This window comes from Streptomyces sp. NBC_01233, from assembly GCF_035989305.1.
In the GTDB taxonomy this organism is placed as follows: Bacteria; Actinomycetota; Actinomycetes; order Streptomycetales; family Streptomycetaceae; genus Streptomyces.
Genome location: NZ_CP108514.1, coordinates 8,823,603 through 8,848,734, shown reverse-complemented (window position 1 = coordinate 8,848,734; position 25,132 = coordinate 8,823,603). Strand labels below are relative to the sequence as shown.

At 71.5% G+C, this 25,132-nt stretch carries 18 protein-coding genes and 3 pseudogenes; 8 read left to right on the top strand and 13 right to left on the bottom strand.

All coding sequences use genetic code 11. The annotated features are described in order from the left end of the window. Positions 1-11 precede the first annotated feature (11 nt). A complete protein-coding gene (locus OG332_RS41175) occupies positions 12-1,328 on the bottom strand; it encodes a transglycosylase family protein (protein WP_327418238.1) in 1,317 nt (438 codons plus the stop codon). Between the two features lie 194 nt (positions 1,329-1,522). Between OG332_RS41175 and gndA the strand changes: the two genes are divergently transcribed. Beyond that, positions 1,523-2,968, top strand: coding sequence for an NADP-dependent phosphogluconate dehydrogenase (gene gndA, locus OG332_RS41170; RefSeq protein WP_327418237.1), 1,446 nt, complete (start codon positions 1,523-1,525; stop codon positions 2,966-2,968). Between the two features lie 238 nt (positions 2,969-3,206). Here the strand turns inward: gndA and OG332_RS41165 are convergent, their stop codons facing one another. The 8 genes and pseudogenes from OG332_RS41165 to OG332_RS41130 all read right to left on the bottom strand — a co-directional run bounded on the left by OG332_RS41165 (position 3,207) and on the right by OG332_RS41130 (position 10,721). After that, entirely contained in the window at positions 3,207-3,851 is a 645-nt protein-coding gene (locus OG332_RS41165; RefSeq protein WP_327418236.1) for an aspartate/glutamate racemase family protein, read from the bottom strand. After that, on the bottom strand, positions 3,848-4,243 hold the full coding sequence (locus OG332_RS41160; protein ID WP_327418235.1) for a GNAT family N-acetyltransferase: 396 nt from the start codon (positions 4,241-4,243) through the stop codon (positions 3,848-3,850). The genes OG332_RS41165 and OG332_RS41160 overlap by 4 nt, the downstream gene beginning before the upstream one ends. Before the next feature lie 15 nt (positions 4,244-4,258). Further along, positions 4,259-4,678 carry an aspartate 1-decarboxylase gene (gene panD, locus OG332_RS41155; protein WP_327418234.1) on the bottom strand — a complete coding sequence of 140 codons (420 nt, stop codon included), beginning with the start codon at positions 4,676-4,678 and terminating at the stop codon, positions 4,259-4,261. 534 nt (positions 4,679-5,212) lie between these two features. Then, positions 5,213-5,504 (bottom strand): annotated as a pseudogene (locus tag OG332_RS41150) (hypothetical protein); the annotation flags it as partial. Positions 5,505-5,527: 23 nt separating this feature from the next. After that, a complete protein-coding gene (gene pflA, locus OG332_RS41145) occupies positions 5,528-6,256 on the bottom strand; it encodes a pyruvate formate-lyase-activating protein (protein ID WP_327418233.1) in 729 nt (242 codons plus the stop codon). Further along, positions 6,253-8,520, bottom strand: coding sequence for a formate C-acetyltransferase (gene pflB / locus OG332_RS41140; protein ID WP_327418232.1), 2,268 nt, complete (start codon positions 8,518-8,520; stop codon positions 6,253-6,255). Before pflB ends, pflA begins: the two co-directional genes overlap by 4 nt. A 282-nt stretch (positions 8,521-8,802) precedes the next feature. Further along, positions 8,803-9,741: pseudogene (locus OG332_RS41135) on the bottom strand (PEP/pyruvate-binding domain-containing protein); the annotation flags it as partial. A gap of 107 nt (positions 9,742-9,848) precedes the next feature. Further along, on the bottom strand, positions 9,849-10,721 hold the full coding sequence (locus OG332_RS41130) for a universal stress protein (protein ID WP_327418231.1): 873 nt from the start codon (positions 10,719-10,721) through the stop codon (positions 9,849-9,851). Between the two features lie 275 nt (positions 10,722-10,996). On the opposite strand from OG332_RS41130, the gene OG332_RS41125 reads away from it, so the two are divergent. Further along, on the top strand, positions 10,997-11,869 hold the full coding sequence (locus tag OG332_RS41125) for a universal stress protein (RefSeq protein ID WP_327418230.1): 873 nt from the start codon (positions 10,997-10,999) through the stop codon (positions 11,867-11,869). Positions 11,870-12,087: 218 nt separating this feature from the next. Here the strand turns inward: OG332_RS41125 and OG332_RS41120 are convergent, their stop codons facing one another. Next, a complete protein-coding gene (locus OG332_RS41120; protein WP_327418229.1) occupies positions 12,088-12,798 on the bottom strand; it encodes a response regulator transcription factor in 711 nt (236 codons plus the stop codon). Between the two features lie 671 nt (positions 12,799-13,469). Between OG332_RS41120 and OG332_RS41115 the strand changes: the two genes are divergently transcribed. Further along, the gene (locus OG332_RS41115) at positions 13,470-13,934 is read left to right on the top strand and encodes a pyridoxamine 5'-phosphate oxidase family protein (RefSeq protein ID WP_327418228.1); all 465 of its coding nucleotides are present in this window, start codon (positions 13,470-13,472) and stop codon (positions 13,932-13,934) included. A gap of 27 nt (positions 13,935-13,961) precedes the next feature. Here OG332_RS41115 and OG332_RS41110 read toward each other — a convergent pair whose 3' ends face one another. From OG332_RS41110 to gap, 3 genes are all read right to left on the bottom strand, one after another. After that, a complete protein-coding gene (locus tag OG332_RS41110; RefSeq protein ID WP_442816293.1) occupies positions 13,962-15,662 on the bottom strand; it encodes a GAF domain-containing protein in 1,701 nt (566 codons plus the stop codon). Positions 15,663-15,757: 95 nt separating this feature from the next. Further along, positions 15,758-18,415 (bottom strand): bifunctional acetaldehyde-CoA/alcohol dehydrogenase, encoded by a 2,658-nt coding sequence (gene adhE / locus OG332_RS41105; RefSeq protein WP_327418227.1) that lies wholly within the window; start codon positions 18,413-18,415, stop codon positions 15,758-15,760. A 155-nt stretch (positions 18,416-18,570) separates the two neighbouring features. Next, complete coding sequence (gap, locus tag OG332_RS41100) at positions 18,571-19,599, bottom strand: type I glyceraldehyde-3-phosphate dehydrogenase (protein WP_327418226.1); 1,029 nt, start codon at positions 19,597-19,599, stop codon at positions 18,571-18,573. A gap of 333 nt (positions 19,600-19,932) precedes the next feature. On the opposite strand from gap, the gene OG332_RS41095 reads away from it, so the two are divergent. The 5 genes and pseudogenes from OG332_RS41095 to OG332_RS48015 all read left to right on the top strand — a co-directional run. Continuing rightward, positions 19,933-20,625 carry a CBS domain-containing protein gene (locus OG332_RS41095; RefSeq protein WP_327418225.1) on the top strand — a complete coding sequence of 231 codons (693 nt, stop codon included), beginning with the start codon at positions 19,933-19,935 and terminating at the stop codon, positions 20,623-20,625. Positions 20,626-20,853: 228 nt separating this feature from the next. Beyond that, positions 20,854-22,215, top strand: a complete 1,362-nt coding sequence (locus tag OG332_RS41090) for an IS110 family transposase (RefSeq protein WP_327411792.1) — start codon at positions 20,854-20,856, stop codon at positions 22,213-22,215. A gap of 545 nt (positions 22,216-22,760) precedes the next feature. Then, positions 22,761-23,558 (top strand): HPF/RaiA family ribosome-associated protein, encoded by a 798-nt coding sequence (locus OG332_RS41085; RefSeq protein WP_327418224.1) that lies wholly within the window; start codon positions 22,761-22,763, stop codon positions 23,556-23,558. A 156-nt stretch (positions 23,559-23,714) separates the two neighbouring features. Further along, positions 23,715-24,647 carry a universal stress protein gene (locus OG332_RS41080; protein WP_327418223.1) on the top strand — a complete coding sequence of 311 codons (933 nt, stop codon included), beginning with the start codon at positions 23,715-23,717 and terminating at the stop codon, positions 24,645-24,647. Positions 24,648-24,865: 218 nt separating this feature from the next. After that, positions 24,866-25,076, top strand: a pseudogene (locus OG332_RS48015) (IS630 family transposase); the annotation flags it as partial. Between the last annotated feature and the right edge of the window lie 56 nt (positions 25,077-25,132).

Genomic DNA, 25,132 nt, shown 5'->3' with positions numbered 1-25,132 from the left:
CCGTGCGCGGGTCAGATGCGGACCCCGTGGCCCCGGAGGTACTTCAACGGGTCGATGTCGGAGCCGTATCCGGGTCCCGTGCGCATCTCAAAGTGCAGGTGCGGGCCGGTGGTGTTGCCGGTCGAGCCGGAGCGGCCGATCCGCTGGCCCCCGGAGACCTGCTGGCCGGCCTTGACGCCGAGGGCCGAGAGGTGGGCGTACTGGGAGTACCGGCCGTCGGTGTGCCGGATGACGACCTGGTAGCCGTAGGCACCGGCCCAGCCGGCGGAGACGATCTGGCCGGGCCCGACCGACTTGACGGTGGTGCCGGTCGCCACGGGGAAGTCGACGCCCGTGTGGTAGCCGCTGGACCAGTGGGAGCCCGAGACGCGGTACGCGGTGCCGAGGGCGGCGTCGACGGGGGCGGAGAAACCGCCCGCATCCGGCTCCTGCTGCGCTGAGGCGGGCTGCGTCGCGGGCTTCTCGGTCGGCTTTTCGGCTGGTTTTTCGGCCTGTTTCGGCGGCGCGGGCTTCTCGGCGGGCTTCTCGGCCGTCGGCTCCCCGGGTTTCACCGGGTCGGCGGTCCGCGGCGGCTTCTCGGGGTTCTGCTCGGGGGGCGGGGGCGTCGACGGCGCCGTGGGCGACTTGGCCGGTGTGGCGGTGATCCGCAGGGTGAGCCGCTGGCCCGGGAAGATCAGGTTCGGGTTGGGCCCCACCGTGGTCCGGTTGGTCTCGTACAGCGCCTGCCAGCCGCCCTCGACGTGCTGCTCGGTGGCGATCGCGGAGAGCGAGTCGCCGGGCGCGACGACGTACGGGTTCGGCAGGACGGAGGTCCCCGTCGGGCGGGGTGCGCCGGCCTGCGCCGGGGCCGCCGTCTTCACCGGCTGGGACGGCGCCACGGCCTTGGGCTGCGCCGCGGACTGCGCCCTGGGCTGCGACGGCGCCGGCGGGGCGACGGCCGGCGCCGGGCCGCTGCGGGTGAGACCGGCCTTCTTGCCGCACTGCGGCCACGCCCCGGGGCCCTGGCCCTTCAGGACCTTCTCCGCGACCGCGATCTGCTGGTCCTTGGTGGCCAGGTCGGCGCGCGGCGCGTAGGCGGCGCCGCCGAAGGCCCGCCAGGTGCTCTGGCTGAACTGGAGGCCGCCGTAGTAGCCGTTCCCGGTGTTGATGCGCCAGTTGTTGGTGGATTCGCAGGTGGCGACCTTGTCCCAGGTGTCCACGGTGGCGGCGTGGGCGACCCCGGCGCCGATGAGCGGGAGCGCCATCCCGGCGCCGCCGGCGGTGACGGCCAGCGAGGCCCGGTTGATGCTGCTCGGCTGATACCGGCGGTGCCGGCCCCGTACACCCATGGGAGCCCCCATTGAAGACATCAGGAACCGCATAACTTAACGTTGCGAACAGGGCATGACAAGGGGCGCAACGGGGCGCTTCTCAGCGGTACTTGACGGTGTGTTGCCCGTCAGGAGATCCACAGGCGACTGCGTGGGGGTAGCGTCGGCAGTCCCGCACACCGAAGCACACCGAAGCACGCAGGAGCGCAACGATGAGCACCAGCACAGCCCAGATCGGCGTCACCGGACTCGCCGTCATGGGCAGCAACCTCGCACGCAACTTCGCCCGCAACGGATTCACGGTGGCCGTCCACAACCGGACCGCCGCCAAGACCACGGCCCTGGTGGAGGAATTCGGGCACGAGGGCAGCTTCGTGGCCGCCGAGTCGGCGAAGGAGTTCATCGACGCGCTGGAGCGCCCCCGCCGCATCGTCGTCATGGTGAAGGCCGGGGAGCCGACCGACGCCGTGATCCGCGAGTTCGCCCCGCTCCTGGAGGAGGGCGACGTCATCATCGACGGCGGCAACGCCCACTTCGAGGACACCCGGCGCCGCGAGAGGGAACTGCGCGAGCAGGGCATCCACTTCGTCGGCGTGGGCATCTCCGGCGGCGAGGAGGGCGCGCTCCTCGGCCCGAGCATCATGCCCGGCGGCTCGCAGGAGTCGTACGCCTCGCTCGGCCCGCTGCTGGAGAAGATCTCCGCGAAGGCCGCCGATGGTACGCCCTGCACCTCGCACGTGGGCCCCGACGGCGCCGGACACTTCGTCAAGATGGTGCACAACGGCATCGAGTACGCCGACATGCAGCTGATCGCCGAGGCCTACCACCTGCTGCGCGAGGTCGCCGGCTACTCCCCCGCGAAGATCGCGGAGACCTTCCGGGAGTGGAACCGGGGGCGCCTGGACTCGTACCTGATCGACATCACGGCGGAGGTGCTCGCGCACACGGACGCCGCGACCGGCAGCCCCTACGTCGACGTCGTGGCCGACGCCGCCGAGCAGAAGGGCACCGGCCGCTGGACCGTGCAGATCGCCCTTGACCTGGGGGTGCCGGTGTCGGGGATCGCCGAGGCGGTCTTCGCCCGCGCCGTCTCCGGCCACGCGGACCTGCGGACGGCCGCACGCGGGCTCGCGGGGCCGACCGCCAGCGCGCTCGCGCCGGAGGCGGCGGAGGCTTTCGCCGCGCAGGTGGAGCAGGCGCTGTACGCGTCGAAGATCGTCTCGTACACCCAGGGCTTCCACCAGATCCGCGCGGGCAGCGAGGAGTACGGGTGGGGCGTGGACCTGGGCGCGATGGCCTCGCTGTGGCGCGGCGGCTGCATCATCCGGGCCGCGTTCCTCGACCGGATCCGGGCGGCGTACGACGCCCGGCCGGATCTTCCGAGCCTGCTGGCGGACCCGGGCTTCGCGGACGAGATCGGCGCGGCGCAGGAGGACTGGCGCGCGGTGATCGCGGCAGCCGTGGGCGAGGGCATCCCGGTACCGGCGTTCGCGGCCTCGCTCGCGTACTACGACGCCCTGCGCGCCGAACGGCTGCCGGCGGCCCTCACCCAGGGGCAGCGGGACTTCTTCGGGGCGCACACCTACCGGCGGACCGACCGCGAGGGCTCGTTCCACACCCTCTGGAGCGGCGACCGCTCGGAGGTCCGCACGGACTGACGTCCGGCACGCCGCCCTGGCCGGGGGCCTAGCTGAGGGGCCCCGGCTGGGGGATCGGCGCGGGCCCCGGAGGCGGGGGGATCGGGTCCGGCTCGGGCACCGGTCCGGGCACGGGCGGCACCGGCTGCGGCATGGGCTCCGGGTCGGGGAACGGGCTGGGCCCCGGCACCGGAGGCTGCGTCTGCTCTATGTTTCGTCCCATATTGTTCAGTTTCCCGCGATGGCGGCGGGTACGCCCCTACTGCGGCCCCGGACGCATCCGCAGGCCGGCGGCCAGGCCCGGGGCCGGGCTGGACAGCACCGGGAGCGCGCTCGCGGTCAGGTCGGCGGCCCCGGCCATGGAGGCCTGGGCGAGCACGATGACATCCGCGCCGGTCACTGCATCGGCGGCCGCGGCCACGCGGGCCAGGTAACCGTCCGTGTCCCCCGCCTCGAAGCGCTCCCAGGCCCCGGCGACCAGGTGCGTACGGACGGACACGCGCCGCTCGCCCGTCACCGCCTCTTCGGCCAGCAGCTCCGCGGTCGGGGCGAGCGTCGACTCCAGGGCGGCCAGTACGGCGATCCGCGCGCCCGTGCGCACCGCCGCGGCCGCCATCGGCCGGTCCACCCGCAGTACGGGGACACCGAGCTCCGGAGCCAGCGACTCCGCGGTCGCCCCGATGGTCGAGCAGGTGACGAGCACGGGCGCGGGCCCCGAGGCCGCCAGTGCCGCGAGCAGGGCCGGAGCCACGGCCCGGGGCCCTTCGGCGCGGGCCCGTTCCAGCAGCTCCGGCTCCACCAGGTGGCGCAGTACGGCCCCCGGGTGGTGCCGGTCGCGCAGCGCGTCGAAGACCGGGACGTGCACGGGCGAGGTGTGCAGCAGGACCAGGCCCGGTTCCGTCACCAGAGGTCGGAGTCCGAGTCGAGCTGGGCCTTGGCCGCCGCCACGACCTCGGCGGCCGGCTCGGGCGCCTGGTCGGGGTGCTTGGCGGCCCAGCTCGCCGCGTACGGGCAGAGCGGCACCACGGGCACGCCCTCGGCGGCGGCGAGCCCGTAGAAGGTCCTCACCAGCCCCCCGGCGATGCCCCGGCCCTCATGGGCCGGCTCGACGACGGTGTGCACCGCCACCAGGGCGTGGGGCGCCTCGGCGAGCACGAAGTAGGCGATGAATCCGACCACCGCCCCGCCCTCGACGGCGAACAGCCGCCCGGCCTTCCGCCCGTCCTGGAACTCGATCGGCGCGTTCTGGCCGCTCTGGCCGCTCTGGCCGCTCTGGCCGCTGTGACTCTCCGGCATGGTCCCCGACTCCCGTCAGACAGCCACCGCGTGGGGGCTGCGCTCCTGATCCGTCCCCGGCACCGGGGCGGAGGGGTCCGCGCCCAGCTCTACGATCCGATTGTCGCCGTCCACGTGCACGACGCGGGGCTTCAGCACCCGCGCCTCCGCGTCCTCGACCTGTGCGTAGCTGATGAGGATGACCAGGTCTCCGGGGTGCACGAGATGGGCCGCGGCCCCGTTGATCCCGATGACCCCGGACCCGCGCTCGCCCTCGATGACGTAGGTCTCCAGCCGGGCCCCGTTGGTGATGTCCACGATGTGGACCAGTTCTCCGGGCAGCAGGTCCGCCGCGTCCAGCAGATCGGCGTCGATGGTCACGGAGCCGACGTAGTGCAGGTCGGCCTGGGTGACGGTGGCCCGGTGGATCTTGGACTTGAACATGGTACGAAGCATGAAATAACTCCCGAAATGTCTGCTCCCTGCCTGCTTCACGCAGGTCAAGGGCGGTCTCCGGAGCGTACAACGATTCGCGTGTTCGGTCAGCTTTCCGCAGGTCTTTCAGGACTCACGCTGACCGATCGCCGACTCTTCCGACGCACCGTCAGAATATGTGGCAGCCTCCGTGGCGGCGATTGCGGGTCCGTTGGATCCGAGGCCGGTCAGCGAGCGCGTACGCGCGGGCCGGTCCTGGTACAGGAGAGGACGTCGTCCGGTACCAGGACCAGCCGCTGCGCCGGATGCCGGTTGTCCAGTGATCGGTGCTTTGCGCTCGGCCCGGCCGGTCGAGTGTCCCACCGGGACGGAGCCGGGCTCCTGATCAGGCGAACCGGATGGTGAGGACGGAGCCCGTGCCCACCTGGACGCCGGACGGGCCGTTGCCCAGGACGGGATGGTGTCGGAGGAACCGGTCGCGGTCGCCTGGGTGGCGAGCTCGCCGCCCGACCGCGGGTAGAAGGTGTCGCCCGTGACGTACGGCGGAGGAGCGTCACCGGAGGTGGTGGCGGTCACGACGGCGCTGGCCGGACCGACCTGGTTGGCGGTGTCGCGGGCCTTGACACTGTAGGAGTACTCGCTGCCGGGGGTCAGCCCGGTGTCGGTGTACGTGGTCCCGGTGACCGTGGCGACCTTCGCGCTTCTCCCTGGCCAGGTGCAGCGAACCACCGGTCATGGGGAGGAAGTTGATGCCGTGGATCTCCTCGGGGTTTGCGGTCCACCAGGTGGCATAGGCACCACCACTGCTCCAGACCATTCCGACGACGTCGTGGGCGAAGTCCTGCGGGCAAGGATGCGCATCTGGCTGGTTCAGTGTGCCCGCAAGCCGTGCGCCCGGAACCGGTCGCGAACGCGCTCGACCAGTGCGGCGTCCGGAACCGGGTTGTCGCGGAGCGGGAAGGGGATGCCGAGCGAGTCGTACTTGTGGGCACCGAGTTTGTGGAAAGGCAGGACGTCGACGCGGTCGACGTTGTCCAGTTCCGCGAGGACGCGGCCCAGCCCATCGATGGCAGCTGGATCGTCGGTCCAGCCGGGGACCAGGACGTAGCGGATCCAGGTCGGGACGCCGAGACGGTTCAGCCGGGTGGCGAAGCTGAGGGTGGGCGCGAGACGGCCGCCGGTCAGGCGCCGGTAGACGCCGGCGTCGAAGGACTTGATGTCGAGCAGGACCAGGTCGGTATCGGCCAGGAGCGCGTCGTCGGCCCGAGTACCGAGGGCGCCGGAGGTGTCCAGTGCGGTGTGCAGGCCGAGCTCCTTGCAGCGTCGGAACACCTCGGCGGTGAAGGCTGATTGGAGCAGGGGCTCGCCTCCGGTCAGCGTCACTCCTCCACCGGCCAAGGCGGTGAACCGCCGGTACCGCTCGATGCGTCCGACCACTTCGTCCACGGTGACCGGCTGCCCGTCGCGCATGTGCCAGGTGTCGGGGTTGGCGCAGTACAAGCAGCGCAGCTGACAGCCGCTGAGGAAGAGGACGAACCGGGTGCCGGGCCCGTCCACGCCGGTAGACAGGTCCCAGGAGTGGATGCGGCCCGTGGTCATCGCGCACCGTGGAACGTACGGTTGATGACGTCGAGTTGCTGTTCGCGCGTGAGGCGGACGAAGTTGACGGCGTAGCCGGAGACTCGGATGGTCAGGTCCGGGTAGTCGTCCGGGTGCTCCATGGCGTCCTCGAGCGTGGCGCGGTCGAGGACGTTGACGTTCATGTGGAAACCGCCTTCGGTGGTGTAGGCGTCGAGGATTCCGACGAGGTGCCCCGCACGTTCGGTCGGCTCGTGCCCCAGGCCCTCCGGGGTGATGGTGGACGTCAGGGAGATGCCGTCGCGGGCCTGGTCATACGGAATCTTCGCGACCGACAGCGCCGATGCCGCCATCCCGTGTCGGTCACGTCCGTTCATCGGGTTGGCGCCCGGGGCGAACGGCGTACCCGCACGGCGGCCGTCGGGGGTGTTGCCGGTGTGCTTGCCGTAGACGACGTTGGAGGTGATGGTGAGCACCGACTGCGTGTGCTCGGCACCCCGGTAAGCCGGGTGGCGGCGTACCTTGGCCATGAAGGAGCGGACCAGGTCGACCGCGATGCTGTCGGCGCGGTCGTCGTCGTTGCCGTAGGCCGGGTAGTCGCCTTCGACGTGGTAGTCGACGGCGAGCCCGGAGGCATCCCGAATGACCTTGACACGGGCGTGCTTGATGGCCGAGAGGCTGTCGGTCGCCACGGACAGCCCCGCGATGCCACAGGCCATCGTGCGGTGGACCGGGTGGTCGTGCAGGGCCATCTCGATGCGCTCGTAGGCGTACTTGTCGTGCATGTAGTGGATCACGTTGAGCGCGTTGACGTAGGTCGCGGCGAGCCAGTCCAGCATGCGGTCGTACGCGCTGGCCACATCGGCGTAGTCGAGCTGCTCGCCGGTCAGCGGGGCCGTCGCCGGGGCGACCTGCTCGCCGTTCATCTCGTCGCGGCCGCCGTTGATGGCGTACAGCAACGCCTTGGCCAGGTTCACACGGGCACCGAAGAATTGCATCTGCTTGCCCACCGCCATCGCGGAGACGCAGCAGGCGATCGCGGTGTCGTCGCCGGTGCGGGGGCGAAGGAGGTCGTCGGACTCGTACTGGATGGAGCTGGTGTCGATGGACGTCTGGGCGCAGAACTGCTTGAAGCCCTCCGGCAGCCGTGGGGACCACAGCACGGTCAGGTTGGGCTCCGGGGCGGGGCCGAGGTTGTACAGGGTCTGGAGAAGGCGGAAGGATGTGCGGGTGACCAGGGGGCGGCCGTCCTCTCCGATGCCGCCGATGGACTCGGTCACCCAGGTGGGGTCGCCGGAGAACAGCGCGTCGTACTCCGGCGTACGCAGGAACCGCACGATCCGCAGCTTGATCACGAAGTCGTCGATGAGTTCCTGGGCGCGGCTCTCGTCGATGGCCTCTTCGTCGAGGTCACGCTGGAGGTACACGTCCAGGAAGGTGGAGGTGCGGCCCAGGGACATCGCCGCGCCGTTCTGCTCCTTCACGGCGGCGAGGAAGCCGAGGTAGAGCCATTGGATGGCCTCGTGCGCGGTGGCCGCGGGACGGGACACGTCGCAGCCGTAGGAGGCGGCCATGCGTTCCAGCTCGCCCAGTGCCCTGATCTGCTCGGCCAGTTCCTCGCGGTCGCGGATCACGTCGGCCGTGGACGGGGTCTCGTCCAGCCGGGTCCGCTCGGCGTGCTTGGCCTCGATCAGCCGGGCGGTTCCGTACAGCGCGACGCGGCGGTAGTCGCCGATGATGCGGCCTCGCCCGTAGGCGTCTGGCAGGCCGGTGATGATGCCGGCCTTGCGGGCGCACAGCATGTCGGGGGTGTAGGCGTCGAAGACACCGTCGTTGTGGGTCCTGCGGTACGTGCCGAAGACCTTGGTGACGAACGGATCAGGTGCGAAGCCGTACGCGCGCAGCGCGTTGTCCACCATCCGCAGCCCGCCGTTGGGCACGATGGCCCGCTTCAGCGGAGCATCGGTCTGCAACCCGACGATCAGCTCCCGGTCGCGGTCGATGTAGCCGGGCGCGTGGGAGGTGATGGTGGACGGCGTGGCGACGTCCACGTCGAGCACACCCTTGCGGCGTTCCTCCGGGAAAAGCGCGGTGACGGTCTTCCACACAGTGCGGGTGCGCTCAGTGGGACCGGCAAGGAATGCGGCATCGCCCTCGTAGGGCGTGTAGTTGCTCTGGATGAAAGAACGGACGTCGATGTGTCGCTGCCACTCATCACCGGTGAAGCCGCGCCACGGGGTGACCCTGCGGCTGGTGTCGGCAGGGTGCTGGACGGTCACAGTCATGTCGTCATCTCCTGGGCCGGGACGGAGGCGAGGTGGGCGATCGCCCTGCCTCACCGATGATGGTCCCCGTCGGCTGTGTCGCCGTTCAGAGTCGAAGAGGCAGGCGGAGCCCGCTGACCGGCCCCGGTGAGCCGGACGGAGAGGGCCTGTGGTCCCGGTGATACGAGGGACCACAGGCCCTCCCGCAGTGCGTCACGCGCCGTACCCGGCAGCCGCGGGTGGTACCGGGTCCATGACGGCGTGGTTGTCCGCGCCCCGGGCAGCACGGTGCGGGGCTACACGCTCGCGTCGGTGCCGTTCGCTTCCAGGGCTGCCCGGCCGGCCTCGAGGCGGGCGGCCGGGACGCGGATCCTGGAGGGGCACGGTGTTGCGGATGCCGGCGACGACGTCCTCGCCCTGGGCGTTGGACAGGTAGTCGCCGTAGACGCCCGGTCGGCCGGTTGCCGGATCCCGGGTGAAGGCGACACCGCTGCCGGAGTCCGGACCGAGATTGCCGAAGACCATGGTCTGGATGCTGACCGCGGTGCCCAGGTCGTCCGGGATGTGCTCGCGCCGGCGGTAGAGGCGTGCGCGCTCCCCGTTCCAAGAGGTGAAGACGGCAAGGACCGCCCGCCGCAGTTGCTCGGCCGGATCCTGCGGGAATTCCTCCCCGGTCCGCTCCTGGATCAGGTCCTTGAAGGTTTCGACGATCTGGATGAGGTCGCAGGTGTCCAACTGCGTGTCGTCGCCGTGGTGGTGCTGCTCCTTGACTGCGGCGAGTGCCGCCTCGAAGTGGGAACTGTCGACGCCCATGACCGTACTGCCGAACATCTGCACGAGACGCCGGTAGGAGTCCCAGGCGAAGCGTTCGCGCTCGGGGGTCTTGGCCAGGCCCAGGACCGAGAGATCGTTCAGGCCGATGTCGAGGATGGTCTCCATCATCCCCGGCATCGAAAACTTCGCCCCCGAGCGGACGGAGAGCAGGAGCGGGTCGTCCACGTGGCCGAGTCGCTTCCCGGCCGCTCGTTCCAGCGCCGCGAGATGCTCGCCGATCTGCCGGTCGAGTCCGGCCGGAGGCTGCCCCGTGGTGAGGAAGATCCGGCAGGCCTCGGTGGTGACGGTGAAGCCGGGCGGCACGGGCAGACCCATGCGCGCCATCTCCGCGAGGTTCGCTCCCTTGCCTCCCAGGAGACCGGCCATGTCCCGGGCGCCCGCGGAGAAGTCGTACACATAGGTGGTCATGGCTGCTCGCCTGTCTCTTCGGTGGGTGCCGGGTCCCCGGAAGCGGGGCGGCACGCGGCACGGTGGCCGGGAGCGGTCGGTTCGGTCGGTTCGGTCGGTTCGGTCGGTCAGTCGTGCGGCACGACTGCCACAGGAGCCAGGGAGTGGTGGATGACGGCGTGGGTGACGGCCCCGATGTGCGTGCCGATCCGCGCAGGCCGGTTCCTGCGACCCACCACGACCAGCCGGGCCCCCCGCGAGGCTTCCGCGAGGTCCTGCGCCGGCCGGCCCTGGCGGCATTCACGGACGACGGCCACGCCGGGACACTTCTCCGTCCACGGGGCCAGCGCCTCGTCGAACGCCCGGCGCGCGTCCCGCGCGACCTCCGCCCAGATCAGCTGCAGGGCGCCGCCCATGTCGGCTCCGTAGACCGCCGGAACGGCCCAGGTGTGCAGTACCCGCAGACCACAGCCGTACCGGTCGGCCGCCGCGAAGCCGAAGGCGAGCACCTCGTCGCCGCGTGCGGACACGTCCAGGCCGACCACGACCTCTCCGGCCGGTCCGTCCTCCCCGGCCGCCGGGCGGTCGTGCGGGCGGACCAGGACGACCGGGCGCCGGGTGCGGGCGAGCACGGCCAGCGAGACGGACCCGGCCAGGAAGCCGGCCAGCCCGCCCAGGCCACGGGAGCCGAGCACCAGCAGCTCCGCCTCGTCCGCGGCGGCGCACAGCTCCTCCACCGGGTCACCGCAGACCCATTGCGTCTCGGTCCGCAGACCCGGGTGGCGCCGGCGCAGTCGCCTCTCCGCCGTACCGAGCGCCCGCTCACCCCATCCCTGGGCGGTCGCCGGGTCCACCAGGCGCGTACGCGGGCCGTCGTCCTTGCTCCAGACCCGGAGAAGCCGCAGAGGCACCGCGCGGCGCACTGCCTCCCTGGCAGCCCAGTCCACGGCGGCGAGGCTTTCACGGGATCCGTCGAAGCCGACGGTGACGGTGCGGGACATGAATGGCTCCTCGGGAGAACGGGGACGGGCCTGCATCTCCACAGTGGCCCGCCACGACACGCCCGCTGAGGGGCCACAGGTCCCTGCTGCGGGACCTCTGGGCCCCGCAGGACCGCACACGGCCGGGCGGCACAGGCATCGTGGCCGAACGGCGGGGACACAGGGCCAAGTGGCCCTCTGCCGGCGGTGCCCGCCTCGCCGATGCTGGGGAGGAGAAGAAAGGGCGGCCCGGACGGCCCGGCCGTGCCCGTCGAACCATAGGGAGGCAGCCCCCCATGACCCGCGCTATCACCGTCGGAGTGGACGGATCAGAGGAGAGCCTGGCAGCGGCCGACTGGGCGGCACGCGAGGCCGAGATCCGCAAGGTCCCGCTGCGCATCGTGCACGCCTGGCTGTGGCATCCGCTGGACGTACCCGTCGTCCAGGACGAGGAGACCCAGGCCAAGTCCGCCAACGCCGTGCTGCGTCAAGCCGAGACGCGCGTGGCCGGGCGGTACCCGGACCTGACCGTCACGGCTGAAGTGGTGCACGACACCGCGGTCGCCGCACTGCTCGGCGAGGCGGAACGGTCCGACATGCTGGTGCTCGGCTCACGCGGGCACGGCGCCCTGATGGGCTTCCTGCTGGGCTCGTACGGACAGCAGGTGATCGCCTACTCGACCCGGCCGGTGGTGTCCGTCCGGCCCCGGGACGAGAGGACGCTTCCCGCGGAGGGCGGCGAGGTCGTCGTGGGCCAGCAGGGCACGCCCGAGGACTGCGACGCGGTACTCGGGTTCGCCTTCGAGGCCGCGGCCGCACGCGGCGCCGCCGTTCGTGCGGTACGGGCCTGGAGCCTGCCACCCGTCTACGCCTACGGGGCGGGCTCGATGCGCCTGGTCGACGAGGCCGGAGGACTGGAGCCGTTCGAGAAGAAGGCGCTGGCGCAGGCACTCGCTCCGTGGCGCGCACGGTACCCCGACGTGCCGGTCGTCGAGCACGTCGAGATCGGCAGCGGCGGGCAGGTGCTGCTGTCGGCCGCGTCGAACGCGCAGTTGCTCGTGGTCGGCCGCCGGGCACGCCACACGCCCGTCGGTACCCGCATCGGGTCGGTCGCCCACGCCGCGCTGCACCACGCCCGCTGCCCCGTCGCCGTCGTGCCGCACGCCTGACGGCCCCGCCCCCGGCGGGGACGGCCTTGTCCGTCCCCGCCGCGCAACAGCTCCTTCGTCCGCGCGGGCGCTGCGGCATCCGACAGGAACGTGGCCCGGCCGGCCTCTCCGGCAGACACGCGGAAGCGGTCCTGCCCGGCGTCCGGGAAGGGCGCCGGGCAGGACCGCTCAGCCGGTTCGCGGGCGTGTGAACCTGCGCTCAGGTCCTCGGACGGCCGTCACACCCTTCCGAGCCGCCCGCTCTGATCGCCCTGGGCGGCCAGGGCCTGGGTGGCGATGACGGCGGCCTGCACCCGCCGTTCGACGCCCAGTTTGGCCAGCAGCCGGGAGATGTTGTTCTTGACCGTCTTCTCCGCCAGGTAGAGCCGCTGACCGATCTCACGGTTGGTCAGCCCTTCCCCGACCAGGGCGAGGATCTCGCGCTCGCGCTCCGTCAGGCCGGGCAGACCCTGCGGAAGCTCCTCCTGGGGAGGTCCGCCGCGCAGCCGGGCCATCACCCGGGCCGTGGCGCCGGGGTCCAGCATGGACTGGCCGGAGGCGACCGTCCGCACGGCGTTCACCAGGTCGGTGCCGGTGATCTGCTTGAGCACGTAGCCGGACGCGCCGGCCATGATCGCGTCGAGCAGCGCCTCCTCGTCGTCGAACGACGTCAGCATCAGGCAGGCGAGGTCGGGCATGCGGGAGCGCAGCTCCCGGCAGACGCTCACGCCGTCCCCGTCCGGCAGACGCACATCCAGGACGGCGACCTGCGGGCGCAGCGCGGGCACGCGGATGAGCGCCTGCTCGGCCGTGCCCGCCTCCCCGACCACGGTCAGGTCCGGCTCGGCGTCCAGCAGATCGTGCACACCGCGGCGCACGACCTCGTGATCGTCGAGGAGGAAGACCCTGACCGGTTCCTTCCCGGTGGGGCCGCCGCTGCTGTCGGTCATCGCACACTCCGTGTTCGCCGATTCTTCCGCCCGCCGGCGGATCCAGTGCATCGTGCCGTGCGAGCGGGACCTTCGGCCAGGGCCGGATGGCCCTCATACGCGGCCGCACCCCCGTATGGCTGCCCAGGGCCGCCAGGTCCCATGCTCACGGTGGCCCCGCACGGTTGTGGACGGGGAGCTCCGCGGCCGGCACTGCCGGCAGCTCGGATCCGGGCCGGCCCGCCCGCGCGAGGCGCCGTCGGCGCGGGACCTTCGGCCCCCACTCGGAGGGACCGGTCGGACCTGCTGCCTGCGCGCGCTTTCTGATGGACTGCCATGCACCGGCACAGCCGGCGCGATCAGCACCCCGAGCCTTGCCCGGACGAAGAGAGGCCGCCGCCATGTTTCTGCGACAGCTCCGGCGTCGCTCTTCCTCCGCGTGCACCGGCGCCCGGCGACCGGCATGCGCTCGGTCCGTCCGGCCTCCTGCGGCTTCCCGCCGCGTCATCCGTGCCCTGGGCGTGGGCCACGCCCTGCCCCGCGCCTTCGCCCGACCGCTGCGGCACGACGGCCTGAACTGCGCGCCCGCGCGAAAGACCCCTTCGGTCCTGCTGCCGACGGTCGACCGCAGGGACGCCGACCGAAGGCACGCAGCGCTTCCAGGGACCAAGGCAGAGCAGAAGGTGGGCACGATGAAGGACGAAGCCACGCAGCGAACGGTGGATGACCACCGGGAGGCGGTGGCGCCCCGGCGCATGACCCGGCTCGACCGCGCCGAGGCACTGCGCCTGCTCGGCTCCGTCTCCCTGGGGCGCATCGTCTTCACCCAGCACGCCCTGCCGGCCGTCCGCCCCGTCAACCACCTCATGGACGGCGACGACATCATCGTCCAGCCCCACGACGGCGCGACGCTCGCTTCCATCGTCGCGCCCACCGACGCCACAGGCGTCGTGGTGGCCTACGAGGCGGACGCCATCGACCCTGAAACGCACATCGGCTGGAGCGTCGTGGTCACCGGCTACGCCCGCCGGGTCACCGATCCCGGCGAACTCGCACGCTTCGCCACCCGCCTGCGCCCATGGTTCGACCACCCCGCCGCGAACGCCGCGCTACGCATCCGGCCCGACCTGGTCACGGGCTTGCAGCTCACCACATAACGCGCCGACCGGACCCCGAGGGCGGCGTCACGGGGCGTCGCCGCCGGCATCGAGCGGCGCCCGCCACACGAGGCGGCTGCCGCCCTCGTCCGGGCGCGCGATCTGCAGCGTGCCGCGCAGGCTCCGGGCCCGCTCCTCAAGGTTGCGCAGGCCGCTGCGCCTGCCATCGGCGGGTATGCCCCGGCCGTTGTCCGTCACGGTGAGGATGACTTCGTCGCTGGTGGCCTGCAAGGAGACCTCGACACGCGTCGCGTGGGCGTGGCGGGCGGCGTTGCTCAGCATTTCTGAGAGGGCCGCCACGACGTGTTCGGCCGCCTGCGCCGGAACGTCGGTGTCGAGGAGCCCTTCCATGCTGAGGCGCGGCGGGAAACCAAGCGTGGTCGCCGTCTCGCCCACGGCGCGGGCCACGTGTGCCCGCAGGCTCGGTCGGGTGTCCTCCTCGCGCGCGCGGAGGCCGAAAATGGTGGAGCGGATGATCTTGATGGTTTCGTCGAGGTCCCCCACGGCGCGCGAAATGCGTTCGGCCGCGCCCTCGTTCTGCACGAGCCGGGCGGCACTCTGCAGGGTCATCCCCGTCGCGAACAGCCGCTGGATCGCCAGGTCGTGCAGGTCCCGGGCGATCCGGTCACGGTCCTCCAGGAGCGCGAGCTGCTCGGCGCCGCTCCGGCGTTCGGCCAGCTCCAGGGCGAGCGCGGCCTGGCCGGCGAAGGCCAGCAGCGGCTCCAGTTCACCTTCCGTGAAGACGGGCTCTCCCAGGTGCCGGGCGAGCAGCAGCACGCCCCGGGTGTCCTTGGCGGCGGAGCCCAGGGGGACGGCGACCGCCGGACCCAGGCCGTCGAAGCAGCGGAGGCCTGAGGTGTACCGGTCGTCCTCCGCGAGGCCGGCCGTGGTCACGGGCGCACCGGCTTGATAGGCGGCGCCGGAGAGGGTGCCCTTGACCGGGATCACCAGGCCACGGCGGGTGTCGCCGTCCGCACCGAGGGCCAGCTCGACGACGAGGTCGTCCGTCCCGGCGACGGGCACGGACACGTCGGCGAGCGCTGCGCCCGTGATCTCCTCGGCGCGGCGGGCGATGAGCTCCAGGACCTCCAGGCGCGGACTGCCGGAGAGCAGGCTGTTGGTGATCTCCGCGTTCGCCTGCAGCCATCGCTGCTGGCGCTGCGAGCCTTCGTAGAGCCGGGCGTTGTCGATGGCCACACCGGCCGCGACGGACAGGGTGGAGATCACCGATTCGTCCTCGGCGTCGAAGTCCTGGCCGCCGCGCTTGTCGGTCAGGTAGAGGTTGCCGAACACCTCGTCCCGTACGCGGATCGGCACGCCCAGGAACGTCCGCATGGGCGGATGGTGGGGAGGGAATCCGTACGACGCGTCGTCCGCGCTCAGCTCGGTGAGCCTGAGCGGCTCAGGATGGCGGATGAGTTCTCCCAGGATCCCGTGTCCCGCGGGCAGCGGACCGATCCTGGCGATCTCCTCGTCCGTCAGCCCGTACGTGAGGAACTGCGACAGGGTCCGGCCGTCGGGGCCGATGACCCCGAGGGCGCCGTACTGGGCGTCGACCAGCAGCGCGGCGGCTTCCACGATGCGCCGCAGAACCTGGGAGAGGTCCAGCTCTCGCCCCACCGAGACGACCGCCTCCAGCAAGCTGTGTACCCGGTCCCGGGTGCCGCGGGCCGCGTTGATACGCGCCTGCAGCTCCTCCAGCAGCTCGTCGAGCCGCATCTGAGGCATCCGCGACAACGGCTCCTCCACCCCCACTGGCCCTCCTGACCTCGATCACCCGCTGTACACGGACAGGGTATCGGTCCGTGCGGATGACCCCGCGGTCAGAAGGAGGGAAGTGGCCGGGGCCCGGCGTAGTAGGCCGTGCGCATGATGTCCTCCATGTCGTCCAGCATCGGCATGCGCGGGTTGGCCGGGGCGCACTGATCCTCATAGGCGTTCAGTGCCTGCTGCGGCAGCGCGCCGATGAAGGCGGCCTCGTCGAGGCCCAGGGCGCGGAAGGACGGTTCGATGCCCACGGCGTCCCGCAGGCGTTCCACCGCGGCGGCGTACGAGGCCACGCCCTCGGCGGGGGTGGATGCCGGGAGCCCGAGGGCACGGGCGATGTCCTGGAAGCGCTCGGGCGCCCGGTAGCTCTCGTACTTGGGCCAGCCCGTCAACTTGGCGGGAACGGTCCCGTTGTAGCGGATCACATGCGGCAGGAGGATCGCGTTGGTCCGCCCGTGGGCGATGTGGAAGGTGGCACCCAGGGTGTGGGACATCGCGTGGACGATGCCGAGGAAGGCGTTGCCGAAGGCCATGCCGGCGATGGTGCCCGCGTTGTGCATCTTCTCCCGTGCCAGGGCCCGCCGTGCCGCCCGGCCGGTGACCGCCGCCTCCAGGTGGTCGAAGATCAGCCTGATGGCGTGCAGCGCCAGACCGTCGGTGAAGTCGTTGGCGTAGACGGAGACGTACGCCTCGGTGGCGTGGGTGAGGGCGTCGAAGCCACTGTCGGCGGCGAGCGACGCGGGCAGGTCGGCGGTCAGGACGGGATCGACGATCGCGACGCTGGGGGTCAGGGCGTAGTCGGCCAGCGGGTACTTCTTGCCGGTCGCCGGGTCGGAGATCACCGCGAAGGGGGTGACCTCGGCGCCGGTGCCCGAGGTGGTGGGGACGCAGACCAGGCGGGCCTGCTTGCCGAGCACGGGGAAGCGGAAGGCGCGCTTGCGGATGTCGGAGAACTTCTGCCGCATGTCGGCGAAGTCGACGTCCGGCTGTTCGTACAGCAGCCACATCACCTTCGCCGCGTCCATGGGGGATCCGCCGCCCAGGGCGATGATGGTGTCCGGCCGGAACTCGCGCATGAGGGCGGCGCCGCGCTGCACGGAGTCGATGCTCGGCTCCGGTTCGACGTCGTCGATGACCTGGATGGTCACGGGCTGCTGCCGCTGTTGCAGGACGCGGCTGACGCGCTCCACGTAACCGAGCCGGGTCATGGTGGCGTCGGTGACCACGGTGACGCGGTGGACCTCGGGCATCGCGGCGAGGTAGCGGATGGCCTGGGGCTCGAAGTAGATCTTCGGCGGCACCTTGAACCACTGCATGTTGTTCTGCCGGGTGGTGACGCGCTTGATGTTGAGCAGCTGGGCGGCCGAGACGTTGTCCGAGACCGAGGTGCTGCCCCAGGAACCGCAGCCCAGGGTCAGGGACGGAACCAGACGGTTGTAGATGCCGCCGATCGCTCCCTGCGAGGACGGCGAGTTGACGATGATCCGTACGGTCTTCATACGCCGGCCGTAGCGCTCGGCCAGGGCCGGGTCACCGGTGTGGATCACCGCGCTGTGTCCCTGCCCGTGGAAGTCGACCATGTCGGCCGCGAGGTCGAAGCCCTCCTCGGTGGACGCGGCCCGCAGTACGGTGAGGACCGGGCAGAGCTTCTCCCGCGTCAGCGGCTCGTCGGGCCCGACGTGGCTCGCCTCGGCCAGGATGAGCGATGTGTCCGCGGGGACGGTGAACCCGGCCTGCTCGGCGATCCGGTCGGGGCTCTGCCCGACGGCGGCCGGGTTGACGCGGCCCTGTCGACCGGCCGGGTCCGGCGGGAACAGATAGGTCTCCAGCTTCCGCTTCTCCTCGGCCGTCGCGACGTACGCGTGCAGGCGCCGGAACTCGGCGAGCGCCTCGTCGTACACGTCGGTGTCCAGAATGACCGCCTGCTCGGACGCGCAGATCATGCCGTTGTCGAAGGACTTGGACAGGACGAGGTCGTTGACCGCCCGGCGCAGGTCCGCGCTGTGGTGCACGTAGGCGGGCACGTTGCCGGCGCCGACGCCGACGGCGGGCTTGCCGGCCGAGTAGGCGGCCTTGACCATGGCGTTGCCGCCGGTCGCCAGGATCAGCGCGACGCCTGGGTGGCGCATGAGGAGGCTGGTGGCCTCGATGGAGGGAGCCTCGATCCACTGCACGCAGTGCTCGGGCGCTCCGGCGGCGACGGCGGCGTCCCGCACGATGCGCGCGGCCGCGGTGCTGCACACCTGCGCGGAGGGGTGGAAGGCGAACACGACGGGGTTGCGTGTCTTCAGCGCCAGCAGCGCCTTGAAGATGGTGGTGGACGTCGGGTTGGTGACGGGCGTGACCGCGCAGAGCACGCCGACGGGTTCGGCGATCTGGATGATGCCCTCGATGTCGTCGCGGCCGATGACGCCGACCGTCCTCGCCCGGGACATGCTGTGGGTGACGTGCTCGCAGGCGAACATGTTCTTCGCCGCCTTGTCCTCGAAAACACCCCGCCCGGTCTCCTCCACCGCCAAGCGCGCCAGGGCGGTGTGCTGATCCAGGGCGGCCACCGACGCCTTGGCGACGATGTGGTCGACCTGCTCCTGCGTGAGGGACTCGAAGTCGGCGAGCGCCTTGGAGGCGTTGTCGACCAGGAGGTTCACGGCGATGCGCGTGTCCGACGGGGCGCCGTCGGGGGTGGTGCGGGGGGCGTTGGTCGCCTGAGTCATGGAAAGCTCCCTGGGTGTGGGTGGCGCTGCGGCCTCACGTGGCCGGCCACCGGGGTGGCCACCCGTTCCGTGCTGTCACCTACAGCCTTGCCCGGGACGCGCCCTCGGCGGAGGTCCCGATGGTCCCTCGACGGGGCCCGATGGTCTCCGGCCGCTCACCGGGCGTCGAGCAGCGTGGCGACGTACTGGGTCAGGTCGACGAGACGGTTGGTGTAGCCCCACTCGTTGTCGTACCAGCCGAAGACCTTGACCAGGTCCCCGTGGGCCTGCGTCAGCGGGGCGTCCACGATGCACGAGGCGGGGTCGCCGACGATGTCGCGCGAGACGATCGGGGCGTCGCTCACCCTCAGGACGCCCTTCAGCGGTCCCTCGGCAGCCTCCCGGAAAGCGTCGTTGACGTCCTGTGTGGACACCTGCTGTGCCAGCACCAGGCTGAGGTCGGTCAGCGAGCCGTCCTCGACCGGCACGCGCACGGCGATGCCGTCCAGGGTTCCCGCGAGTTCGGGGAGTACCAGGCCGACGGCGCGGGCGGCGCCGGTGCTGGTCGGGATGATGTTCACCGCGGCCGTGCGGCCGCGGCGCAGGTCCTTGTGCGGGCCGTCGAGCACGACCTGGTCGTTGGTGTAGCCGTGGATGGTGGTCATCAGTCCCTTGACGATGCCGAAGCGCTCGTTGAGGACCTTCACCATGGGGGCCACGCAGTTGGTGGTGCAGGACGCGTTGGAGATCACGTGGTCGACGCGCGGGTCGTACGCGGACTCGTTGACGCCCATGACGATCGTGGCGTCGACGCCCTTGCCGGGGACGGACAGCAGCACCTTGCGTGCTCCTGCCGTCAGGTGCCGACCGGCTTCCTCCTTGGTGCGGAAGCGGCCGGTGGCCTCGATGACGACGTCCACGCCGAGCGCGTCCCACCGGAGGTCGGCGGGGTCGCGCCGGGACGTGACCGCGATGCGGTGACCGTCCACCGTGATGGATTCGCCGTCGTGATCAACGGTGCGGTGAAGCCGGCCGTAGGTGGAGTCGTAGGTGAGCAGATGGGCCAGCGCAGCCGGGGAGGCGAGGTCGTTGACGGCCACCACCTCGATGGGGGTGCCGCTGCTCGCCTCCGCGCGTTCCATGACGCAGCGCAGGTAGTTCCGGCCGATGCGTCCGAAGCCGTTGATTCCGATGCGTACGGTCATCTCCGCCGCCCTTCCCGTAGGTGCCGATGCGAGTGGTGCCAGCCTGGGGGCCCTGCCGCGCCGGGGGCAGGGTCGAACGGGGGGCACCCCAGGGCCGTTGGGCCCTCTTTCCGACGGGCCCCGCCCGGCCCCGGACTGTCGCGGGCCGAACGGCCCTGCGTACCGGTCCTGACCGGTTCTGTCCCCTGCGCGTCCTGCGCACCACGCTGGAAGCGACGGCAGGCATGAGGAGCACCCCGTGGCTTCCGGCCCCGGCGCGCTGCGAGAGCGGTCGGCGCAGTCAGAGGTCGGGTCGCCTTCGGCGGCATCCGGAAATCTGCGAAACGAGTGGAGATGAGCACCGTGGTCGGAAAGCGGACGGTGGGCGAAGTCATGACCAGCGAAGTGGTCCAGGCACGCCCGGACACCTCCTTCGAAGAACTGGCCCGCGTGTTCACCGCCCACCGGATCAGCGGCCTGCCGGTGGTGGACGACGACGACAAGGTCATGGGAGTGGTCTCCCGGACAGACCTCACCAGGCACCGGGCAGGTCGCGGCCAGGACGGACCGGGTCGGCGCCGGATGGCGTGGACACTGCGACGGCCGGCCGACACCCACCCCGTCGGGGGACCCGCACTGGCGGCGGGCGAGCTGATGACCAGCCCGGCTGTCACCGTGCATCCCGAACAGCGCGTCGTCGACGCCGCGCGCATCATGGAACGCCGCCACATCGACCGGTTGCCGGTGGTGGACGAGGAGGACCGCCTCGTCGGCATCACGACACGACGTGATCTGCTGCGCGTCTTCCTGAGGACGGACGAGGAGATCCTCGCGGACGTCGCCGGCGCCGTCTCCGGCCGGGCACCGGCCGCCCACCGCATCGACGGGCTCCGCATCGACGTCCGCGACGGGATGGTCACCATGGTGGGCGCGCCCGAACCGGCCCTCGATACGACGGCGTTGATCAGAGCCGCATGGCGCGTGGACGGCGTGGTGGGTGTGGTGAACCGGCTGACGGCCGACCGCGAGAGCGACCACGGCCAATAGGAGTCAGCCGTTCACCTGCGGTTGACGCCTCGCGAGCGTGAAAATCGGTACGGGGGCTGTCCGCCGACGCCGCTTGATGTTTGGGCTGTAAGCCAGCATAGGAGTCTGGTGAGGGAGCCGTCCGAGGGGCCGCACACTGTCGTCTCGAGCACGCCGTTCAGCTTCTCTGTCTCCCCTCAGGCTTCCCGGGCAGCCCCCGCCCGCACCTTGCGCAAGGGGAGGAAGACGATGGAGGAGTCCAGGGAGGACCACGACGACGGAAGTGTTGCCCGGGTCGCGGCGATCGACATCGCCAAGGCGTCCGGGATGGTGTGTCTGCGCGTCCCGCACGACACCATTGAAGGCCGGCGCGTCCAGCAGGTCTGGACGGTCGCGTCCACCACGAACGCGATCCTCGAGCTCGGCGACCGGCTGGTCTGCCAGGGTGTCCAGCGGGTGGTGATGGAGGCGACGGGCTCGTACTGGCGGCCCTTCTTCTACCTCTTGGAGGCCCGTGGCCTGGAATGTTGGCTGGTCAACGCCCGCGATGTGAAGAACGTCCCGGGCCGGCCGAAGACCGACAAGCTGGACGCGGTCTGGCTGGCCAAGCTCGCCGAACGCGGCATGGTCCGCGCTTCGTTCGTACCGCCCAAGCCGGTCCGGCAGCTACGGGACCTCACCCGCACCCGCACGGTCTTCATCCAGGAACGCACCCGGCACAAGCACCGGGTGGACAAGGCCCTGCAGGACGCGCAGATCAAGCTGTCCGACGTTGTCTCGGACCTCTTCGGCCTCTCCGGCCGGGCCATGCTCGACGCCCTGGCCGCCGGTGAACGCAACCCCCGAGCTCTGGCGGATCTCGCCAAGGGGAGCCTGGTGAAGAAGAAGCCGGCCCTGGCCGAGGCACTCACCGGGCAGTTCGAAGAACATCACGGCCGCCTGCTGGGAGTGTTGCTGGGCACCATCGACCACCTCACCGCGCAGGTCCGGGAACTCGACCGGCTGATCGCCGACCTCATGGAACAGACCAGGGCCCCGCACGACGGCACCGGAACCGGACCGCCCCGCACAGACGACACCAGCACGTCGTCAGCCCGTGACGCTGTGACCGCGCGGGAACTGGCCGAGCGTCTGGACGCGGTCCCCGGCATCGGACCGGCCACCGCCCAGATCATCCTCGCCGAGATCGGCTTGGACATGAGCCGCTTCCCCACCCCCGAGCACCTGGTCTCCTGGGCGAAGCTGTGCCCCCGCACGATCCAGTCCGGAGCGAAGAACACCACCGGCCCAGCCGGCAAAGGCAACCCCTGGCTCAAGGGCGCCCTCGGCGAGGCCGCCAACGCCGCCGCCCGCACCGACACCTTCCTCGGCGCCCGCTACCGCAGGATCGTCAAACGCCGCGGCCACGCCAAAGCCCTCGTCGCCGTCGCCCGCTCGATACTCGTCATCACCTGGCACCTGATCAACGACCCCGACGCCCGCTACCAGGAACTCGGCGCCGACTGGCACCAGCGACATCTCAACCCCGCCCGCAAGACCCGCGACCTCGTCCGCCAGCTCCAGGCCCTCGGCCACCAGGTCACCCTCGCCGCCCCCACTACTGCGGCCTGACCGCACTCCTCGTTCCCGACGTCCGTCCCGCTCCGCGGAACGGACGCTGCCGCCTGCCCGGCTGAGGTTCGATTTTCCGTTCAGCTTCAGCGGGGCGGGACATCACGGCGCTCTTCCGCCGGCTGAAGGGCGACGGTCACAGCGGCCAGTACGCCCCCTTCGCCCGACAGCTCCTCGGGAACGCCCTCGCCGACCACCCGCCCCTGCCGGTGCACTTGGGCGACTGGGCGCCGTGGGCTGCCGGGCTGCCGGGCGGGAGCGGAAGGGCGCGCTCGCTGCCGCGCTCCCCTCCACTCGGCCCTGCGCGGCGACCTGGAAGCGCCGGCCCGAGCGGTGCTGCCCGTCCGGGACACCACGCGATGTCGGGCCGGGGCTCGTCGACTTGCCCGTCCGTGGTCTGTAGGCCGAACGGCCTTGCCCGGCCGACCGGAAGTCCCGGGTCCGTGGGTGGTGCGGGTACCAGTGGCGCCGTGGCGGGGCCCGGACGGCTCTGCCCCGGAGCGGCCGCCGACAGACAGGCTGGGAGCGATCGAGGAGGAGTTCTCATGACCGGTCTCAAGACCAGCCGGACAGTCGACGTCCAGGTCCGCAACCGAGGGCAGGTGCCCGAGGGCGCGGACGTGTACGCCCAGGAGAAGATACTCGTGGTGATCGGCCACGTGCGCGAACCGGTGCCGGCCGTGCGGGTGACGCTCACGCAAGCCGTCAACACGTCGGCGAACCGTCCGGCCACGGCTCAGGCCGTGGTGGACGTCAACGGCCGGATGATACGCGCCCACGTGACCGCGAGCACCATGTTCGAAGCGGTCGACCTCCTGCAGGAGCGCCTGGCCGCCCGGCTCGCCCGGCCACGGCGGTACGGGGCGTACGGCCTCCACGGCAACGGCCCGCGCACCCGGACATGGTGGGACGGCACAGGGCACGACCACCGTCCGCACCGTCATCATCTTCCCGCCGAGGAGCGCCGCATCGTGCGGCACAAGTCCTTCAGCCTGGTCCACCAGACGCCCGAGGACGCCGTGATCGACCTGGAAGCCATGGACCACGACTTCTGGCTCTTCACGGACCTGGCCTCCGGGCGCGACAGCGTCGTCTACCGCGACGTCCGCACCGGGCGGCATCGCATGGCTTCGCTGGGACCCCTGGGCCGGGAACGGGATGTCGACGGTCTGCCCGACATGAGCACGGTTCCCGTGCCGACGAGCAGTGTGGCCGAGGCCGTTTCACGGTTGCAGCTCACCGGGCTGCCCTTCGTCTTCTTCAACGACACGGCCACCGGCCGGGGCGGCGTCCTCTACCACCGCTACGACGGCCACTACGGACTGATCACGCCGTCCCGGTAGCACGTTCCGGGCGACACGGCCCGCCGCGGCCCCAGCCCCGGCCGGTCGGACCGCACCGGGGGACCGGCCCGCAGGCCGCGGTACGTGCCGCGCGCCGGCAGCCGGTCCCCGGCCCACCCCCGCACACCATCCGAAGACTCTTCGCCCGGAGGAAACATGTCACGTACCGTCATCGCCGCTGTGGACGGCTCGGCCGAGTCGCTGGCCGCCGCGGAGTGGGCCGCCTGCGAGGCGCGGATGCGCCGTCTGCCCCTGCACATCCTGCACGTCTGGCAGGACTGGTCAACGGCCGTCGCCCACGCCCCGTTCACCGGCCGGGAGACCACGCCGGGTGAGGGGGCGACCGTCACGCAGCACTGGGCCGAGCGGATCGCCCGCGACGCGTCCGACCGGCTGCGGGAGGGACACCCCGGCCTGGAGATCACCGTCGAGCAGGTGTACGGCCGCCCTGCGGAGGTGTTGCTCGCCGCCGCCGAGAAGGCGGAAGTCCTGGTCGTGGGTTCACGAGGGCTGGGTAGCCTGGCCGGCTTCCTGGCCGGATCGGTGTCCCTGCCCGTCATCGCGCACGCCGAGCGCCCGGTCGTCGTCGTACGGGCCGGTGAGCGGGCCGAGGACGAACTGCGGCCCGGGACCGGCGACAACGGGGACCGCGAGGGGCAGTACCTCGACGTGGTGCTCGGCCTCGACCTCTCCAGGCCGTGCGACGAGCTGCTCGCGTACGCCTTCGAGGCAGCCGCTGCCCGAGCGGCCACGCTGCGGGTCGTGCACGGCTGGAGCGTACCGGTGGTCGACGGGTACGACCCCGCGGCGCACGACCCTGGCCACGGTGTCGCGCTGGGACTGCGTGAGGCAGGCGCGCTCACCGACGTACTACGCTCGTGGCGCGGCAAGTTCCCCCACGTCGAGGTCAAGGAGCAGTGCATGGTGGGCCGGCCCGCGGGCCATCTTGTGGAAGCGTCGAAGGACGCCTCGCTGCTGATCGTCGGACGGCGCATACGCCGGGCGGCGATCGGAGCGCACATCGGCCCGGTCACGCACGCGGTGCTGCACCACGCCACCACGCCCGTGGCGGTCGTCCCTCACCTCTGACCGTCGCGGGCCGCACCGTGGACGCGGGACGAGCCACGGCGGGCCGGTCCCGCCGCGGCCGCGGCCCCTCGGCGGACGCCGTCGTCCCTTGACATCAGGAGCCCTCGTCGCGCAGCTGCGCGACGAGGGCTCCTGATGTGCTGTGACCGCAGTGGTCGGCCGGTTGCTCGTCATGCCGGTCGGAAGGGACGGCGGCCGGCGCGGCGAGGGGCGGGATGGCGCGACCGTTCCGGGTCCACAGGCCAGCCGGGGAAGGACCGTTACGGCAGTTCGTCCCCGCCCGTACCCACCACCCGACCACACCGTCCGGACGCGGGCCTTGCACGCCCGCCTGCGCCGACCCGACCCCCACCCCCCGATGCGTGGGCCGCCCGACGCCGCGAGCGTGCCCGCGTCCGCAGCGAGAAAGCCATCCGCTGGGGCGGGCGCCCCACCAGATGGCTGCCTGAGCGACTCCACCCATCTCCTGGCGGGGCTCAGCGTCC